Origin of the sequence: Aquincola sp. J276, assembly GCF_024700035.1 — a bacterium.
Lineage (GTDB): Bacteria > Pseudomonadota > Gammaproteobacteria > Burkholderiales > Burkholderiaceae_C > Aquincola > Aquincola tertiaricarbonis.
In genome coordinates this window covers 3684439-3700364 of record NZ_JAJONC010000001.1, presented here as the reverse complement: position 1 = coordinate 3700364, position 15926 = coordinate 3684439, and the positions used below count along the sequence as shown (strand labels likewise).

At 69.3% G+C, this 15926-nt stretch carries 19 protein-coding genes; 5 read left to right on the top strand and 14 right to left on the bottom strand.

Annotation, left to right across the window (positions count from 1 at the left end; translation table 11 throughout):
- The first annotated feature begins 22 nt into the window (after window positions 1-22).
- Both LRS14_RS30330 and rpoH read left to right on the top strand, forming a co-directional pair.
- Window positions 23-1705 carry a methyl-accepting chemotaxis protein gene (locus LRS14_RS30330; RefSeq protein WP_310733675.1) on the top strand — a complete coding sequence of 561 codons (1683 nt, stop codon included), beginning with the start codon at window positions 23-25 and terminating at the stop codon, window positions 1703-1705.
- A 132-nt stretch (window positions 1706-1837) separates the two neighbouring features.
- A complete protein-coding gene (gene rpoH / locus LRS14_RS17240) occupies window positions 1838-2773 on the top strand; it encodes an RNA polymerase sigma factor RpoH (RefSeq protein WP_046115709.1) in 936 nt (311 codons plus the stop codon).
- Window positions 2774-2845: 72 nt separating this feature from the next.
- Here rpoH and LRS14_RS17235 read toward each other — a convergent pair whose 3' ends face one another.
- From LRS14_RS17235 to LRS14_RS17215, 5 genes are read right to left on the bottom strand one after another with little or no spacing between them, the layout of a single operon-like run.
- The gene (locus LRS14_RS17235) at window positions 2846-3466 is read right to left on the bottom strand and encodes an SCO family protein (protein ID WP_046115710.1); all 621 of its coding nucleotides are present in this window, start codon (window positions 3464-3466) and stop codon (window positions 2846-2848) included.
- Window positions 3451-4380: a heme o synthase gene (gene cyoE / locus LRS14_RS17230; RefSeq protein ID WP_257800291.1), complete on the bottom strand. Its 930-nt coding sequence runs from the start codon at window positions 4378-4380 to the stop codon at window positions 3451-3453. Before cyoE ends, LRS14_RS17235 begins: the two co-directional genes overlap by 16 nt.
- 26 nt (window positions 4381-4406) lie before the next feature.
- Window positions 4407-5555, bottom strand: coding sequence for a COX15/CtaA family protein (locus LRS14_RS17225; RefSeq protein WP_404977563.1), 1149 nt, complete (start codon window positions 5553-5555; stop codon window positions 4407-4409).
- Window positions 5555-6280: a hypothetical protein gene (locus tag LRS14_RS17220; RefSeq protein ID WP_046115712.1), complete on the bottom strand. Its 726-nt coding sequence runs from the start codon at window positions 6278-6280 to the stop codon at window positions 5555-5557. The genes LRS14_RS17225 and LRS14_RS17220 overlap by 1 nt, the downstream gene beginning before the upstream one ends.
- Window positions 6225-6956 (bottom strand): SURF1 family protein, encoded by a 732-nt coding sequence (locus LRS14_RS17215; RefSeq protein ID WP_257800288.1) that lies wholly within the window; start codon window positions 6954-6956, stop codon window positions 6225-6227. The genes LRS14_RS17220 and LRS14_RS17215 overlap by 56 nt, the downstream gene beginning before the upstream one ends.
- Before the next feature lie 48 nt (window positions 6957-7004).
- On the opposite strand from LRS14_RS17215, the gene LRS14_RS17210 reads away from it, so the two are divergent.
- On the top strand, window positions 7005-7223 hold the full coding sequence (locus tag LRS14_RS17210) for a twin transmembrane helix small protein (protein ID WP_046115714.1): 219 nt from the start codon (window positions 7005-7007) through the stop codon (window positions 7221-7223).
- Window positions 7224-7287: 64 nt separating this feature from the next.
- On the opposite strand, the gene LRS14_RS17205 is transcribed toward LRS14_RS17210, so the two are convergent.
- Genes LRS14_RS17205 through LRS14_RS17170 form a run of 8 tightly spaced genes read right to left on the bottom strand, consistent with a single transcriptional unit; the run spans window position 7288 to window position 13685 of the window.
- Entirely contained in the window at window positions 7288-8172 is an 885-nt protein-coding gene (locus tag LRS14_RS17205; protein ID WP_257800286.1) for a cytochrome c oxidase subunit 3, read from the bottom strand.
- 37 nt (window positions 8173-8209) lie between these two features.
- On the bottom strand, window positions 8210-8434 hold the full coding sequence (locus LRS14_RS17200; RefSeq protein WP_046115716.1) for a DUF2970 domain-containing protein: 225 nt from the start codon (window positions 8432-8434) through the stop codon (window positions 8210-8212).
- The gene (locus LRS14_RS17195; protein ID WP_046115744.1) at window positions 8431-9006 is read right to left on the bottom strand and encodes a cytochrome c oxidase assembly protein; all 576 of its coding nucleotides are present in this window, start codon (window positions 9004-9006) and stop codon (window positions 8431-8433) included. The genes LRS14_RS17200 and LRS14_RS17195 overlap by 4 nt, the downstream gene beginning before the upstream one ends.
- A gap of 60 nt (window positions 9007-9066) precedes the next feature.
- A complete protein-coding gene (locus LRS14_RS17190; protein ID WP_232315544.1) occupies window positions 9067-9195 on the bottom strand; it encodes a cytochrome oxidase small assembly protein in 129 nt (42 codons plus the stop codon).
- A 2-nt stretch (window positions 9196-9197) separates the two neighbouring features.
- The gene (gene ctaD, locus LRS14_RS17185; protein WP_257800285.1) at window positions 9198-10820 is read right to left on the bottom strand and encodes a cytochrome c oxidase subunit I; all 1623 of its coding nucleotides are present in this window, start codon (window positions 10818-10820) and stop codon (window positions 9198-9200) included.
- Between the two features lie 30 nt (window positions 10821-10850).
- On the bottom strand, window positions 10851-12044 hold the full coding sequence (gene coxB, locus LRS14_RS17180; RefSeq protein ID WP_232315546.1) for a cytochrome c oxidase subunit II: 1194 nt from the start codon (window positions 12042-12044) through the stop codon (window positions 10851-10853).
- A gap of 2 nt (window positions 12045-12046) precedes the next feature.
- On the bottom strand, window positions 12047-12691 hold the full coding sequence (locus LRS14_RS17175) for a DUF2244 domain-containing protein (RefSeq protein ID WP_257800284.1): 645 nt from the start codon (window positions 12689-12691) through the stop codon (window positions 12047-12049).
- Window positions 12692-12737: 46 nt separating this feature from the next.
- On the bottom strand, window positions 12738-13685 hold the full coding sequence (locus LRS14_RS17170; protein ID WP_257800283.1) for a biotin synthase: 948 nt from the start codon (window positions 13683-13685) through the stop codon (window positions 12738-12740).
- A gap of 24 nt (window positions 13686-13709) precedes the next feature.
- On the opposite strand from LRS14_RS17170, the gene LRS14_RS17165 reads away from it, so the two are divergent.
- Together LRS14_RS17165 and LRS14_RS17160 are read left to right on the top strand one after the other, a co-directional pair.
- Complete coding sequence (locus tag LRS14_RS17165) at window positions 13710-14414, top strand: ComF family protein (protein WP_257800282.1); 705 nt, start codon at window positions 13710-13712, stop codon at window positions 14412-14414.
- Window positions 14415-14428: 14 nt separating this feature from the next.
- Window positions 14429-14899, top strand: a complete 471-nt coding sequence (locus LRS14_RS17160) for a tRNA (cytidine(34)-2'-O)-methyltransferase (RefSeq protein WP_046115720.1) — start codon at window positions 14429-14431, stop codon at window positions 14897-14899.
- Window positions 14900-14907: 8 nt separating this feature from the next.
- Here the strand turns inward: LRS14_RS17160 and LRS14_RS17155 are convergent, their stop codons facing one another.
- The gene (locus tag LRS14_RS17155) at window positions 14908-15918 is read right to left on the bottom strand and encodes an NAD(P)H-dependent glycerol-3-phosphate dehydrogenase (RefSeq protein ID WP_257800503.1); all 1011 of its coding nucleotides are present in this window, start codon (window positions 15916-15918) and stop codon (window positions 14908-14910) included.
- Window positions 15919-15926 lie beyond the last annotated feature (8 nt).

The window sequence follows — 15926 nt, the reverse complement described above, 5'->3', positions numbered from 1 at the left end:
CAGCCGCCGCGCTGCCTTCGCCATGCCTGATCTGCGTTCGCTTTCCGTTCGAAGCCGCTTCTACTGGGTGATGGGTCTGGTCAGCTTGTCGATGCTCGTGCTGGGCGGCTGGAGCCTGCTGGACAGCCGCACCACCAACGGCCCCGTGGCCCGCCTCTTCGACCAGGCGCTGGCCGCCTCCAGCCAGGTGGGCGACCTGCGCGAATCGCTGTCGGCGGTGCGCCGCTTCGAGGCCGCGATGATCGCCACCGCGGTGTCCAACCCCACCGACGTGGAGCCGCTGCACACGCAATGGAAGCAGCAGATCGAGCGCCTGAAGGTGGCCGGTGCCCGACTGGCCGAGGACAACCCCGGCAACCCCGCGCTGGCCGAGTTGGTGAGCGCCCAGGGCAAGCTGCTGGCCGACTATGCCGCGGTGATCGAGCCGATCGCCGTGCAGCTGAAGGAAGCGCGCATGGACGCCTCCGCCGGGCTGGCCTATGCCCAGCGCGCCACCGAGACCATGGACGCGCTGCAGGCCAACGGCGCCGCGCTGCTGAAGGCCGAGCACGACCATGCCAACATCCTGCGCGCCGAGATCGCCGCCAGCACCGCGATGGCGGCCTGGATGCGGCTGGGCCTGGTGGCCGCCACGCTGCTGGTGGTGCTGCCGCTGATGGCGGCCACGCTGCGTGCCGTCTGCGGGCCGCTGGACCATGCGGTGGAAATCACCGGACGCATCGCCCGCGGCGACCTCACCAGCCGCATCGACACCCGCGGCAGCGACGAACCGGCGCGCCTGATGCAGGGCCTGGCGGGCATGCAGGCCTCGCTCAGCACGCTGGTGGGCCAGGTGCGCGGCGCATCGGCCAGCATCGAGGCCGCCTCGTCCGAGGTGGCCAGCGGCAACCTCGACCTCAGCCACCGCACCGAGCAGGCCGCCAAGCACCTGCAGAGCACCGCCTCGGCGATGGAGGAGCTGAGCGGCAAGGTGCGCCAGTCGGCCGAATCGGCCCACAGCGCCAACCAGCTGGCCGGCTCCGCCTCCGGCGTGGCCCAGCGCGGGGGCAGCGTGGTGGCCGACGTGGTCAGCACCATGAACGAGATCCACGCCAGCTCGCAGAAGATCGCCGACATCATCGCCACCATCGACGGCATCGCCTTCCAGACCAACATCCTGGCGCTGAACGCGGCGGTGGAAGCCGCCCGCGCCGGTGAACAGGGCCGCGGCTTCGCGGTGGTGGCCGGCGAGGTGCGCAGCCTGGCCCAGCGCAGCGCCGAGGCCGCCAAGGAAATCAAGACGCTGATCGGCGCCAGCGTCGAACGGGTGGATGCCGGTTCCCGGCTGGTGCATGCCGCTGGCGGCACCATGGGGGAGATCGTGGGCAGCGTGCAGCAGGTGCGCGACATGATCGGCGCCATCACCGCCGTGGCCGGCACCCAGAGCCACGACCTGGCGCAGATCAGCAGCGCCATCACCGAGCTGGACCAGGTCACGCAGCAGAACGCCGCGCTGGTGGAGGAATCGGCGGCGGCCGCGGAGTCGCTCAAGGCCCAGGCCGGGACGCTGGCGGCCATCGTCGCCACCTTCCGGCTGGAAGGTGCGCAAGCCGCGTCGGCAGGCACACCGCCTGCCACCTTGCATGCACGGGCGGCCGCGGATCTGATCAGCCGCGCACAGGGCGGCGAAACCACTGAACAGCCGCTGTCGACGATGGTTATGTGAGCGCATGCTTACGCCGAAGGCTTGTGTTGCATTCAGGTGGCTCCCGGCTATCCGGCCGATAGCCGGCGCCGTCAGCACTCGACCGAGGCGAGTGCTAATATTCCGGAACCTTCTGCGGAACAGCTTGTCTGAATGACCATGACTTCAACCACTGCCTCTGCGATCGCCGTGCGTGACCCGTGGGCGTTGGTGCCGCCGATCGGCAACCTCGACGCCTACATCTCCGCGGTCAACCGCATTCCCCTGCTGACCCAGGAGGAAGAGTCTCGCTACGCCCGCAAGTTGCGTGACGAAGGCGACGTCGAAAGCGCCGGCCGGCTGGTGATGAGCCATCTGCGCCTGGTGGTGTCGCTGTCGCGCCAGTACATGGGTTATGGCCTGCCGCAGTCCGACCTGATCCAGGAAGGCAACGTCGGCCTGATGAAGGCCGTCAAGCGCTTCGATCCCGACCAGGGCGTGCGGCTGGTGAGCTATGCCATGCACTGGATCAAGGCCGAGATCCACGAATACATCCTGCGCAACTGGCGCATGGTCAAGGTGGCCACCACCAAGGCCCAGCGCAAGCTCTTCTTCAACCTGCGATCGATGAAGCAGGGCTTGAAGAGCGACGCGGCCGATGGCGACACCCACCGCAGCACGCTCACCAGCGCCGAAGTGGCTTCGGTGGCCGAGGCGCTGAACGTCAAGCCGGAGGAAGTGCTGGAAATGGAAACCCGGCTGTCCGGTGGCGACGTGGCGCTGGAGCCGCAGACCAGCGACGACGGCGAGGAAAGCTACGCCCCGATCGCTTACCTGGCCGACGAAAGCCAGGAACCGACTCGCGTGCTGGAAAACCGCCGCCGCGACGAGCTGTCGGGCGATGGCATCGGCCGCGCTCTGGAAGTGCTGGACGCGCGCAGCCGCCGCATCGTGGAAGAGCGCTGGCTCAAGGTCAACGACGACACCTCCGGCGGCATGACGCTGCATGAGCTGGCGGCCGAGTACGGCGTCAGTGCCGAACGCATCCGCCAGATCGAGGTGGCGGCCATGAAGAAGATGCGCAAGGCGCTGGAGCCGGTGGCGGGCTGACCGACACTGCCCCGCCAGACGACGGAACGGCCCCTGCAGGGGCCGTTTTTCATGGGGCATTGCGCAGGGGCCTCAGGCCCCGGCCAGCAGCGCCTTGATGTCCGAGGCCAGCGCCTGCGCCCCGCTGCCGTAGCGGGTGAACAGCCTCACCTTGCCCTGCGGATCGAACAGGTACGAGCCTGCGGTGTGATCCACCGAGTAGGCACCTTCGGTCTTGCCCGGCACCTTGGTGTAGAACACCTTGAACTCACGCGCCGCCGCCTTGGTTTCCTCCGGCGTGCCGCGCAGCGCGACGAAGCCCGGGTCGAAGTTGGCGACGTAGGCCTTCAACAGCTCCGGCGTGTCGCGCTCCGGATCCACGCTGACAAAGATGCCCTGCACCTTGTCGCCGTCCGGCCCGAGGGAGCGCTTGACCTCGGCCAGCTCGGCCATGGTGGTGGGGCAGACGTCGGGGCACTGGGTGAAGCCGAAGAACACCACCACCACCTTGCCCTTGAACTCATCCAGCGAGCGCTGCTTGCCGTCCGGGTCCTTCAGCGACAGCTTCTGCGCATAGTCCGCGCCGGTGATGTCCACGCCGGTGAAGGCGGCCTTGGGCGTGGAGGAAAACTTGTCGCAGCCCGCCAGCAGCAGCGCCGCGGCAGCCGCGCCCGCCAGGCAGGCGCGGCGGGAGAACGTCAGATGGAAAGCCATGGGCCCAGGTAGTGGTCCAGCAGCAGCGCGGCGAACAGCAGCGACAGGTGCAGGATGGAGAAGCGGAAGGTGCGGCGCGCCAGTGCGTCGCTGTAGTGGCGCCACAGACGGAAGGCGTAGGCGATGAACAGCCCGCCCAGCACGGCCGCGGCCACCAGGTAGATCAGGCCGCTCATGCCGTACAGGTAAGGCAGCAGCGTGGCCGGGAACAGCACCAGCGTGTACAGCAGCACCTGCAGCCGGGTGAATTCGGCGCCGTGGGTCACCGGCAGCATCGGCAGGCCGGCGCGCGCATAGTCCTCCACCCGGTACAGCGCCAGCGCCCAGAAGTGCGGCGGCGTCCACAGGAAGATGATGAGCACCAGCATCCAGGACTCGGCACCCACCTCCCCGCGCATCGCGGCCCAGCCCAGCAGCGGCGGCATGGCGCCGGAAGCGCCGCCGATGACGATGTTCTGGGGCGTCATCGGCTTGAGCACCACGGTGTAGATCACCGCATAGCCCACGAAGGTGGCCAGCGTGAGCCACATCGTCAGCGGATTGACCAGGAAGTACAGCACCGCGCCACCCAGGCCGCAGAGCACGGCGGAGAACAGCAGCGTCTGGGTGTTGGTGAGCTGGCCCTTGGCCGTCGGCCGCCAGGCGGTGCGCGCCATCTTGGCGTCGATGCGCTGTTCCACCACGCAGTTGAAGGCGGCGGCGGCGGCCGCCACCAGCCAGATGCCTACCGTGGCCGCCAGCACCACGCCCAGGTCGGGCAGGCCGGGCACGGCCAGCAGCATGCCGATGACGGCGCAGAACACGATGAGCTGCACCACGCGCGGCTTGGTCAGCGCATGGAACTGCCGGACCTTGGAAGCGGGCGGCGCAGGCGCTGCGACGGCAGGCGTGGCGGTGGACGAGGAGACAGACATGGGAACCCGGATTGTAGGAAGCCGCTTCAGGCCATGGCCGCGGCGCGGCGGGCGGACGGTGCGGCCCGTGCAGGGGCCGGTTGCAGCGCCCGCGCCAGCAGCCGGCTGAGCAGCAGCACCAGCGCGGCCGCGCCGGCGGTGTGGGCCACCGCGGCCAGGATGGGCCAGCCCAGCACCACGTTGGACAGGCCGCTGGCCAGTTGCCAGGCCATCAGCCCCAGCAGGCCGAGCGCGAACCGGCGTGCACCGGGCTGGCCGCTGGCGTGCAGCCGCCAGGCCAGCAGCCCCATGGCGGTGAGCACCACCGCCGCCATCAGCCGGTGCGCCATGTGGATGGCGGTCAGTGCGGCAAACGGCAGATAGCTGCCGGCGCCCGTCTGGCCCAGTTCACGGCGCAGGGTGAAGGCATGTTCGAAGTCCATCGGCGGCCACCAGCTGCCCTGGCAGGTGGGAAAGTCCCGGCAGGCCAGCACCGCGTAATTGGTGCTCACCCAGCCGCCCAGCGCGATCTGCAGCACGCACAGCCCCGCCACCGCCAGCGCGCCCCACTGCAGCCCGCGCGACAGCTTCAGCGGCCGCGGCAGGAAGGCCTCGGCCTGCAGGGCCAGCAGCGCCAGCAGCCCCAGGCCGAACAGCAGGTGCAGGGTGACGATGGCCGGGTACAGCTTCATGGTGACCGTGAGCGCGCCGAAGGCGCCCTGCAGGCACACCGCCACCAGCGTGACCGTGGCCCACCAGGGCGATGGCGCCTGCTCGGCACGGCGCCGCCGGTCCAGCCAGCTCATCACCGCGATGACGACGATGAGCACGCCCACGCCCATGGCGAAGTAGCGGTGCACCATCTCCATCCAGGCCTTGCCGTGGGTCACCGGACCGGTGGGCATGGCCGTCTGGGCGGCATGGATCTCGTCGCGTGCGCCCAGCGGCGTGGCGCTGCCATAGCAGCCGGGCCAGTCGGGGCAGCCCAGGCCCGAGTCGGTCAGGCGCGTGGTGGCGCCGATCACGATCAGGTCGAAGGTGAAGAACAGCGTGAGCAGCGTCAGCGCGCGCAGGCGCTGCGCGGGCGTGGCACCGCGGTGGCGCGTCCACACCCACACCAGCGGCCCGGCAGCCAGCAGCACGCCCAGCACCGCCAGGTGCAGCACCGGAGACCAGTCGACGAGGTCCATCACCATCACCGGCCCGGCTGGTCCCAGCTGGACGAACCACGCAGCAGGCGGTCCAGGTCCTTCTTGAGCTTGAGCGGGTCCGGCTCCACCGGCGCGCGCATCATCCAGTTGCCCATCGGATCGACGATGTACAGGTGGGCATCCAGTGGCTGGCCGGGCTCCGGCGCCAACCAGCCGGCCAGGGCCTCGGCCGGCACGCGCAGCACGGTGGCGGCCGGCGTGGTGTTGAGCGCGGCGGTGAGCTCCGGCCGCAGCGGCGCCCGGTCGGTGAACAGCACCACCTTGTCGATCCGCTCGCGCTCGCGTCCCATCATCTCGCGCAGCTGGCGCTGCAGGAACAGGCGCTTCTCGCAGGCGGCGTCGCAATCGGCGTCCACCGCGATGACCAGCAGCCACTGCCCGCGCAAGGAGGCGGCCGGCACGGGCTTGCCATCCAGGTCGGCCAGCGGCAGCGCCGCCGGCAGCTCACGCACCGGCGTGATCAGCGTGCTGTAGTTCGTACGGCCCTCGGGGCGGATGACGAAGTAGGTGAAGTACGAGGCGATGACCGGCGAGGCGCACACCAGCAGCACCATCAGCATCTTCAACCGGCCCATGGCCGTGCGGCGCTGCACCGTCGCATCGGCCACGGCGGCGCCCGGATCGGGCATCGAATGCACGGTGAAGCTCAGCGGATCACCCGCCACGCCGACTGCCTTGCCGCCAGGGACGGACGAGTTGGAACCAGACATACAAACCCGCGACGAGCGCGCTCAGTGCAAACCATTGAAAGGCGTAACCGTGGTGTCTTGCGACGTCGATGGCCGGAGGCAGCCAATCGCGCTCCAGGCCATCGGACGCGGTGCCGGTCTGCCAGACCGACAACGGGCGCAGCGTCAGGCCCGTTTCACGCGCATAGGCTTCCAGATCCAGATTTTGCCGGATGCGTTCCGCAGTCGGCGCCTCGAACTCATACAACCGGGCCGGCGGCGGGGCGACCCGGCCCGTCAGCTCCACCGAGCCCGACGGCGTGGGCGTGTCGGCCACACGGCTGCGGTCCAACGCGTCACGCGGCTGCCAGCCACGCTGCACCACCACCGCGCTGCCATCGGCCAGCTGCAGCGGCGTGATGACGAAGAAGCCCGGCCGGCCGTTCATCTGCCGGTTGTCCAGGTACACGGTGGCCGCCGGCAGCCAGCGCCCGGTCAGCCGCACCGTGCGGTGGAACTGCGCCTGCGCCTGCTCGGGCGTGCGGGCCAGCGCCGCGGTGTCCAGCATCGGCATCAGCGCGCGTTCGTCGATGGCGCGCTGCAGGCTGGTCTTCTGCTCGGCGCGGTCCAGCTGCCACAGGCCCAGCCGGAAGGTGAGCGCGCCCACCACCAGCGCCGCCACGGCCACCACCACCCGCCGGCCGCGGGCGCTCAGCATGGCCGTGCTGCCAAGGCGGCCGGGGCCGCGGTGCCAGAATCCTGACCCATGAAAATCGTCATTGCGGTGGTCCTTCTGGGCATCCTCGCGGCGCTCGGAAGTGCCGGCCTGTTCATGCTGCGCAAGCCCAAGCCGGGGCAGGTGGGCCGCGGCAACAAGATGGCCCGCGCGCTGGCGCTGCGGGTGGGGCTGTCGGTGGCGCTGTTCCTGTTCATCCTGTTTTCCTACTGGATGGGCTGGATCCAGCCCACCGGCGTGCCGCGATGAAAAAGAGCGCCTTGCGGCGCTCTTGATGCGGGGCCGGAAGGCCCGGGATCGGGCCGGCCTCGGCTTACATCCAGTACACCACCACGTACAGGCCCAGCCACACCACGTCCACGAAGTGCCAGTACCAGGCGGCACCTTCGAAGCCGAAATGGCGCTCCGGCGTGAAGTGGCCCTTCTGCAGCCGCAGCGTGATGAACAGCAGCATCAGCATGCCCACCAGCACATGGAAGCCGTGGAAGCCGGTGAGCATGAAGAAGGTGGAGCCGAACACGCCCGAGTTGAGCTTCAGGTTCAGGTCGCGGTAGGCGTGGAAGTACTCGTAGCTCTGCACGCACAGGAAGGTCACGCCCAGCAGCACCGTGGCCCACATCCACACGATGGTCTTGGCGCGGTGGCCGGCGATCAGCGCATGGTGGGCGATGGTCAGCGTGATGCCCGACGTGAGCAGCAGCGCGGTGTTGATGGTGGGCAGGGGCCACGGGCCCATGGTGCTGAACGGCTCCACGGTGCCGGTGGGCGAGGCGGTGGCGCCGGGCGCGCCGCTCGGCCACACGGCCTTGAAGTCGGGCCACAGCAGCGCATTCTCCAGGCTGCCCAGGCTGGGCACCGAATGCACCCGGGCCCAGTACAGGGCGCCGAAGAAGGCACCGAAGAACATCACCTCCGAGAAGATGAACCAGGCCATGCTCCAGCGGTACGACACGTCGATGCGCGAGCCGTACATGCCGCCTTCGCTCTCGCGGATGGAATCGCCGAACCACTGGAAGAGCGTGACCGCCCACCAGATCAGGCCGAACAGCACCGAATAGGCGCCCCAGCCGTGGCCGTTGACCCACTGGCCTGCGCCCAGGATCACGAAGAACAGGCCGATCGCCGCCATCACCGGATGCCGCGACGGGCCCGGCACGAAGTAATAAGGCGTTGCCCCTTGGTGTGTCGCTGCCGACATGCTCGCTTCTCCTCGAACCTTCTATCGTTTGTGACGGTCAGCCGGCGATGCCGCTGCCCACCACCCATTTCACCAGCAGCACCAGCGCCGTCACGAACACCGCCGCGGCCAGCAGGCCGGCGACGATGACGTGCACCGGGTTCAGGTGCTTCACGTCTTTCTCGTATTCACTGTTCTTGCGCACGCCGAAGAACGACCACGCCACCGCGCGCAGCGCATGCAGGAACGAACCCTTGCGGGCGGCCGCCTCCTTCAGGCTCACGAGCGCGGCTCCTTGGCAGGTGCCTGCACCACGTCGGCGGCCTGCTTGCCGGGCACCTCGAAGAAGGTGTACGACAGGGTGATCGTCGTCACGTCCTTCGGTAGCTTCGGGTCGATCACGAAGGTGACCGGCCAGGCCTTCACCTCGCCCGGCTGCAGCGTGTACTCGTTGAAGCAGAAGCACTCGAGCTTGTTGAAGTAGGCGGTGGCCTGCTTCGGCGCATAGCTGGGAATGGCCTGCGCGGCCATCACCCGGTTCTGCACGTTCTTGAAGTCGTACATCACCGTGGTGAGCTCGCCCGGATGCACCTGCACCGACCGTTTCGCCGGCTTAAATTCCCAGGGCCCGCGCGAGTTCGCGTCGAACTCGATGGTGATGGTGCGCGTGGTGTCGACCTGCGTGTTGGCCTTGCTCGTGCGGCCGGACGAGCCGGCGTTGTACGAGGTGGCCTGGCGCTCCGACAGCGAGAGCACGTTGATGCCCAGCGCCGCGCAGATGTGGCGGTACATCGGCACCAGGCCGTAGCCGAAGCCGAACATCAGGCCGGCGATGACCACCAGCTTGCCCACCATGCGCAGGTTGTCCCCGTGCACGGTGGAGGCGAGCAGTCGCCGCTTCTGGTCAGCCACGGCTCAGCCCCCGATCAGCCACATGCGGGCCATGAAGCCCAGCGCGAAGATGATCGCCACCGACGCCAGGATGATGCCCAGCCTGACGTTGGCCTTGCGTTGCTCCTGCTGACGCGGTCCACCGGCCATCATGTTCACGCCAGGATGCGCGTGGCGGTGGCGTCGAGCTTGGGCGGGTTCTCGAAGGTGTGGAACGGGGCCGGCGACGGCACTTCCCACTCCAGGCCTTCGGCACCGTCCCACGGCTTGGCCGGGGCCGGTTCACCCTTGCCGCGCATCATCGGCACCACGACGAACAGGAAGAAGTACACCTGCATCAGGCCGAAACCGAGCGCGCCCAGCGACGCGATCATGTTGAAGTCGGCGAACTGCATCGGGTAGTCGGCGTAGCGGCGGGGCATGCCGGCCAGACCCAGGAAGTGCATCGGGAAGAAGGTGATGTTGAAGAAGATCAGCGACAGCCAGAAGTGGATCTTGCCGCGGGTCTCGCTGTACATCACGCCGGTCCACTTCGGGCCCCAGTAGTACACGCCGGCGAACAGCGCGTACAGCGAGCCGGCCACCAGCACGTAGTGGAAGTGCGCCACCACGTAGTAGGTGTCCTGCAGCTGGATGTCCACCGGTGCGGTCGACAGGATCAGGCCGGTGAAGCCGCCCATCGTGAACACGAAGATGAAGCCCACCGCGAACAGCATCGGCGTCTCGAAGGTCATCGAGCCGCGCCACATCATGGCCACCCAGTTGAAGATCTTCACGCCCGTGGGCACCGCGATCAGCATGGTCGCGTACATGAAGAACAGCTGGCCCGTCACCGGCATGCCGGTGGTGAACATGTGGTGCGCCCACACGATGAACGACAGGATGGCGATGGACGCCGTGGCGTACACCATCGAGGTATAGCCGAACAGGCGCTTGCGGGCGAAGGCCGGGATGATGGCGCTGATGATGCCGAAGGCCGGCAGGATCATGATGTACACCTCGGGGTGCCCGAAGAACCAGAAGATGTGCTGGTACATGATCGGGTCGCCACCGCCGGCGGGGCTGAAGAACGACGTGCCGAAGTGGCGGTCGGTCAGCGTCATCGTGATGGCGCCGGCCAGCACGGGCATCACCGCGATCAGCAGGTAGGCGGTGATCAGCCAGGTCCAGCAGAACAGCGGCATCTTCATCAGCGTCATGCCGGGCGCGCGCATGTTCAGCACCGTGACGATGATGTTGATGGAGCCCATGATGGACGAGGCGCCCAGCAGGTGCATCGCGAAGATGCCGGCGTCCATCGACGGGCCCATCTGCAGCGTCAGCGGCGCATACAGCGTCCAGCCGGCGGCGGGGGCGCCACCGGGCATGAAGAACGACGCCACCAGCATGATGGCCGCGGGGATCATCAGCCAGAAGCTGAAGTTGTTCATCCGCGCGAAGGCCATGTCGGACGCGCCGATCTGCAGCGGGATCATCCAGTTCGCGAAGCCGACGAAGGCCGGCATGATCGCCCCGAACACCATGATCAGGCCGTGCATGGTGGTGAACTGGTTGAACAGCTCGGGATTGAAGAACTGCAGCCCGGGCTGGAACAGCTCCAGCCGGATCATCAGCGCCAGCACGCCGCCGATCATCAGCATGGTGAAGCTGAACAGCAGGTACAGCGTACCGATGTCCTTGTGGTTGGTGGCAAAGACCCAGCGGCGCCATCCGTGCGGATGGTCGTGCGCGTGGTCGTCGTGGCCCGCATGGCCGTGATGGTCGAGAACTGCGCTCATGATGTTTCCCCGTTCGTTCCGCCTAGGCGATTACTTGCCGCGAGCAGCCAGTACTTCCTTCGGCTGAACGATCTGCCCGGTCTTGTTGGTCCAGGCGTTCTTCGTGTACGTGGCGACGGCAGCCAGCTCGGTGTCCGACAGCTGCGGCCAGGCCGGCATCGCGCCGTTGTTCTGGCCCTTCAGCAGCACCTGGATCTGCACGTCGTGGTTCTCGTCCAGCACCTTGGGCGAGCCGACCAGCGCCTTGATCGGGCCGGCGCCGGAGCCGTCGGGCTTGTGGCAGGCGGCGCAGTTGGCGTTGTAGACCTTCTCGCCGCGCGCGATCAGCTCTTCCAGCTTCCATTCCTTGTTCGGATCGTCCGCGGCCGCTGCGGCTTCCTTGCGCTTGCCGTCCACCCACTTGGTGTAGTCCTCCTGCGAGAGCACCTTCACGTGGATGGGCATGTACGCGTGTTCCTTGCCGCACAGCTCGGCGCACTGGCCATAGTAGTCGCCCACCTTCTCGGCGCGGAACCAGGTGTCGCGCACGAAGCCGGGGATGGCGTCCTGCTTGACGCCGAAGGCCGGCACCATGAAGGCGTGGATCACGTCGTTGGCGGTGGTGATGATGCGGACCTTCTTGTCCACCGGCACCACCAGCGGGTTGTCCACCTTCAGCAGGTAGTCGTCCATCGGCGGCGGGTTGCCGCTGTTGGAGGCTTCGCGCTGCGCGGTGTCCAGCGTGGACAGGAAGCCCAGGCCTTCGCCCTCGCCCTTCAGGTAGTCGTAGCCCCACTTCCACTGGTAGCCGGTGGCCTTGATGGTCAGGTCGGCATTGGTGGTGTCCTTCATCGCCACCACCACCTTGGTGGCGGGCAGCGCCATGAAGATGACGATGACGAACGGTGCCACCGTCCACGCCACCTCGACGGCCACGCTCTCGTGGAAGTTGGCCGACTTGGCACCGCGCGACTTGCGGTGCTTGAACACCGAATAGAACATGACGCCGAACACCGCGATGAAGATCACCACGCAGATGATCATCACGAAGTTGTGGAGCCACATCTGCTCCGCCGCGATGCGGGTGACCGGCGGATGCAGGTTGACCTGGTTCACGCCGGGGCCGCCCGGCAGGTCTTTCACCTGGGCCAGCGCCGCATGCGTGGCAAGCGTGGCGCCCAGTGCCACCCCGGCGCCTGCAAGCCGCTGTCCCCATCGGCCGAGGTGCTTCATCGTCGTCTTCATCGTCACTTGAGCTCCATTCCCAGATCGTCTTCGCCGCCGTGCGCCCGGCCCTCGGAGCGCAGCGCACGCCGCAGCTCCTGGGCCAGCGACCCGCGCAATTCCGGCCGCACGTGGCGGCCCACACGCACACGGCGGCCCTGGCCCGACAGCTCGAGCAGCGACCCTTCACCGTGCACCGGTTCGACGCGCACCCACGCCGACCGAAAATCCATCCGTTCCACGCTGTTGCCGCAGCGGGTTTCCACGCTCAGCGCATCGCCCCGCAGGGTGATCGTCTCGCGGTCGGAGGCATGGCGCGCATGCACCAGCAGCGCAATGCCGAAGACCAGCAGTTCCAGGCCGGCGAAGCCGAGCACGATGCTCGCGCCCAGCCAGGTGAAGCCGAGTGCCACGGCCAGCGACACCACGCACACCGACAGGTAGGCGGTGAGCAGCTGCCGCGGTGAGAGCGAGCAATTGCGCCGCAACACCCACTGCAGCGCCGGCAGGCCGTCCACATCCAGCACGCTGCCCCAGCGCCACGGTGCACGGCCCGCGGCCGACGACTGCAGGGCCGGCCAGGAGCTTGGAGCAAGTGTGACGGACATCAAGGTTGCGTGCAAAAAGGCTGGCAGGGTGGCGTGCTTCAGGGATTGACGCGCGCTCACCAAAAGCCGCGGGATTCTAGCGGCAAGTGTTGGTCTCGTGAGACCGTCAGGGAGATGGCTTGCGCGGTGGCCTTCCACCGGCGCGCACCATCGCACGCATGTCGTCCAGGGAGACGGCCGTCTGCGCTGCCACCGCGGGCCGCGGCGCGGGGTTGAACGCATGGCCGTAGACCACCTCGAAGCGCATCGCGATGCGGCCGTCGGCGCCGGCGCGCTCGGCCAGCGCCGCTTTCAGCCGGTGGTGCCAGCGCGGCGTGCGCAGGCCCGGCGCCCGCGCCGGATCGGCATTGCCGCCGAGCTGGCGCAGCTCGGCCAGCAGTGCCTCGGGCGTGGCCCAGGTGAGGGTGAGCTGCTCCTGGTCCATCACCGGGTCGGCGAAGCCGGCATGCACCAGCATGTCGCCGATGTCGTGCATGTCCACCAGCGGCGCGCCGGGGCTGCCGGCGCCGAGGTCGGCATACAGCGCATGCAGCTCGCGCAGCGTGTCGGGGCCCAGCGTGGAAAACATCAGGAAGCCGTCCACCGCCAGCGCCCGCCGCCACTGCGCCAGCAGCGCCGGCGGATCGATGGCCGCATGCAGCACCATGTTGGCCCAGAGCAGGCCGCCGGCAGCCGCGGGGACCTCGGCCTCGCCCAGCACCTGCGCGCCGCCACCGGCCCAGCGCCGGGCGCTCCACCAGGGTGCGCTGCCGGCCTGGCGGCTGCGCGCCAGCAGCGCGGGCGTGGGTTCCACCTGCAGCTGGCGCGCCTTGGGGTAGGTCTGCCGCAGCAGCGCATCGCTGGCGCCGGCATGGGCCCACCATTGCAGCACCGCCTCGGGCTGGCTGCGGATCACCGGCAGGCGCTCGGCCATGCGGCGGGCCACCTCGGCATGCAGCCAGGGCGGCTCGGCGGCCGCGGCCCAGCGGCCCAGCACCCGGGCCACGGCGGCGGCATCGACGTTGCGGGCGGTCGAGGCGGCCTTCGGGGCCTCGTTCGGCAGGGCATGGGACATGGTCCGGCTCAGTATATTGAGCCGATGACCCCTCGCCCCGCCCTGCCCTGGCCGACTCTGTGCTGCGTGTGCCATGCCTGGGCCCAGGCCCGCATCTGCCCGGACTGCTGCCACCGCTTCGCCCCGCCGCGGCCGCGCTGCCGCCGCTGCGCCGCCCGCGTGCCGGAAGGCGTGGTCACGTGCGCCGACTGCAGCGCCACGCCCCCGCCCTTCGTGCGCAGCACCGTGGTGGCCGACTACGCCTTCCCCTGGCATGCGGTGATCGGCCGGCTGAAGTACCACCAGGGCCTGGACGTGGCCGATGCGCTGGCCGACCTGCTGGCCGCCGCCGTGCAGGCCGATGGCGCGGCGCAGCCGGCCCTTGTGCTGCCGATGCCGCTGGGCCACCAGCGGCTGCGTGAGCGGGGCTACAACCAGGCGGCCGAGCTGTCGCGCCGGGTGGCGCGCCGACTGGCGCTGCCGCATGCGCCCGGGTTGCTGCACCGGGTGGCCGAGACCGCCCACCAGGCCCTGCTCAGCCGCGCCGATCGGCAGCGGGCGGTGCTGGGCTGCTTCGCGGTGGATGCGGCCCGCAGCCATCCGCTGCGCGGCCATGTGGTGGCCCTGGTGGACGACGTGGTGACCACCGGCGCCACCGCCGCTGAAGCCGCGCGCACCTTGCTGGCCGCGGGGGCCCACGCTGTGCAGGTCTGGGCCTTCGCCCGCACGCCGCCGCCCATGGACGCCTGACCGAGAATGCGGCCATGTTCCGCATCGTCCTCGTCGAGCCGCAGATTCCGCCCAACACCGGCAACGTGATCCGCCTGGCTGCCAACACCGGCAGCCAGCTGCACCTGGTGGAGCCACTGGGCTTCTCGATGGAGGACAAGCTGCTGCAACGCGCCGGCCTGGACTACCACGAGTACGCCGAGGTGCGCCGGCATGCCTCCTGGGCCGCCTTCGTGGCCGACCAGCAGCCCGAGCCGGCACGCTGCTTCGCCTTCACCACCCATGGCAGCCGGCCCATCGGTGACGTGGCCTGGCAGCCGGGCGACTGGCTGGTGTTCGGCAGCGAGACGGCCGGCCTGGCGCCCGCGCTGCGCGAGAGCTTCGCGCCTGCACAGCGGGTGCGCCTGCCGATGCGCCCCGGCCAGCGCAGCCTGAACCTCAGCAATGCGGTGGCGGTGGCGGTGTTCGAAGCCTGGCGGCAGAACGGTTACGCCGGCGGCGGCTGAGGCGCGGCTCAGCCTTCCTGTTCGGGGCGGGCTTCGCGGGCCATCAGGCGGGCCACCGCTTCGGGCGGCGTGAGCCGACCCTCCAGCACCGCCACCACCGCCTGCGCGATCGGCATCTCGATGCCGAGATCAGCCGCCCGGCGGCAGACCGTTGCCGCGCTGTATACCCCTTCGGCCACGTGGCCCAGCTCGGCCAGGATGCGCGCCAGCGGCAGGCCTTCGGCCAGCAACAGGCCCACCTTGCGGTTGCGCGACAGGTGGCCGGTGGCGGTGAGCACCAGGTCGCCCAGCCCGGACAGGCCCATGAAGGTATCGGCCCGCGCGCCCATGGCCACGCCCAGTCGGGTCATCTCGGCCAGGCCGCGGGTGATGAGCGCGGCCCGTGCATTGAGCCCCGGGGCGCCAGGCGAGCCGGCAGCCGCCAGGCCGTCGCACAGGCCGGTGGCAATGGCCAGCACATTCTTCACCGCGCCGCCCACTTCCACGCCCACGGGGTCGGCCGAGGTGTACACCCGCAGCGCGTCGCTGTGAAAGGCCTGCACCATCGCCTCGCCCAAGGCGGCGTCGAAGCTGGCGGCCACCAGCGCCGTGGGCTGGCCGCGCGCCACCTCTTCCGCAAAGCTGGGGCCGGACAACACGCCCGAGGCGGCGCCCGGCCGCAAGGCCTGCGCCACCTCATGGCCGAGCAGCCCGGTGCCGGCCTCGAAACCCTTGCACAGCCACACCACGCGCGCGCCGGGCGGCACGCGCTGCAGCATCTCGCGCAGGCTGGCCATGGGCGTGGCGACCACCACAAGGCCATCGGTGCCGGCCGGCTGCAGGCAGCGGTCGATGTCGGCTTCGTACTCCAGCGAGGCCGGCAGCGCGATGCCGGGCAGGTAGCGCTCGTTGCGGCCGCTGGCGGCCACCTGGGCCAGGTGCGCGGCATCGCGGCCCCACAGCATCACGCGGTGGCGCCCGGCCGCCTGTGCGGCCAGCGCGGTGCCCCAGGCACCGGCGCCCAGCACGGCGATGTTCAAGCGCATGG

Coding starts and splice junctions, on each gene's coding strand:
- LRS14_RS30330 (WP_310733675.1), top strand. CDS start 23: ATGCCTGATCTGCGTTCGCTTTCCGTTCGAAGCCGCTTCTACTGGGTG.
- rpoH (WP_046115709.1), top strand. CDS start 1,838: ATGACCATGACTTCAACCACTGCCTCTGCGATCGCCGTGCGTGACCCG.
- LRS14_RS17235 (WP_046115710.1), bottom strand. CDS start 3,466: ATGGCTTTCCATCTGACGTTCTCCCGCCGCGCCTGCCTGGCGGGCGCG.
- cyoE (WP_257800291.1), bottom strand. CDS start 4,380: ATGTCTGTCTCCTCGTCCACCGCCACGCCTGCCGTCGCAGCGCCTGCG.
- LRS14_RS17225 (WP_404977563.1), bottom strand. CDS start 5,555: ATGGTGATGGACCTCGTCGACTGGTCTCCGGTGCTGCACCTGGCGGTG.
- LRS14_RS17220 (WP_046115712.1), bottom strand. CDS start 6,280: ATGTCTGGTTCCAACTCGTCCGTCCCTGGCGGCAAGGCAGTCGGCGTG.
- LRS14_RS17215 (WP_257800288.1), bottom strand. CDS start 6,956: ATGCTGAGCGCCCGCGGCCGGCGGGTGGTGGTGGCCGTGGCGGCGCTG.
- LRS14_RS17210 (WP_046115714.1), top strand. CDS start 7,005: ATGAAAATCGTCATTGCGGTGGTCCTTCTGGGCATCCTCGCGGCGCTC.
- LRS14_RS17205 (WP_257800286.1), bottom strand. CDS start 8,172: ATGTCGGCAGCGACACACCAAGGGGCAACGCCTTATTACTTCGTGCCG.
- LRS14_RS17195 (WP_046115744.1), bottom strand. CDS start 9,006: ATGGTGGGCAAGCTGGTGGTCATCGCCGGCCTGATGTTCGGCTTCGGC.
- LRS14_RS17190 (WP_232315544.1), bottom strand. CDS start 9,195: ATGATGGCCGGTGGACCGCGTCAGCAGGAGCAACGCAAGGCCAACGTC.
- ctaD (WP_257800285.1), bottom strand. CDS start 10,820: ATGAGCGCAGTTCTCGACCATCACGGCCATGCGGGCCACGACGACCAC.
- coxB (WP_232315546.1), bottom strand. CDS start 12,044: ATGAAGACGACGATGAAGCACCTCGGCCGATGGGGACAGCGGCTTGCA.
- LRS14_RS17170 (WP_257800283.1), bottom strand. CDS start 13,685: ATGTCCCATGCCCTGCCGAACGAGGCCCCGAAGGCCGCCTCGACCGCC.
- LRS14_RS17165 (WP_257800282.1), top strand. CDS start 13,710: ATGACCCCTCGCCCCGCCCTGCCCTGGCCGACTCTGTGCTGCGTGTGC.
- LRS14_RS17160 (WP_046115720.1), top strand. CDS start 14,429: ATGTTCCGCATCGTCCTCGTCGAGCCGCAGATTCCGCCCAACACCGGC.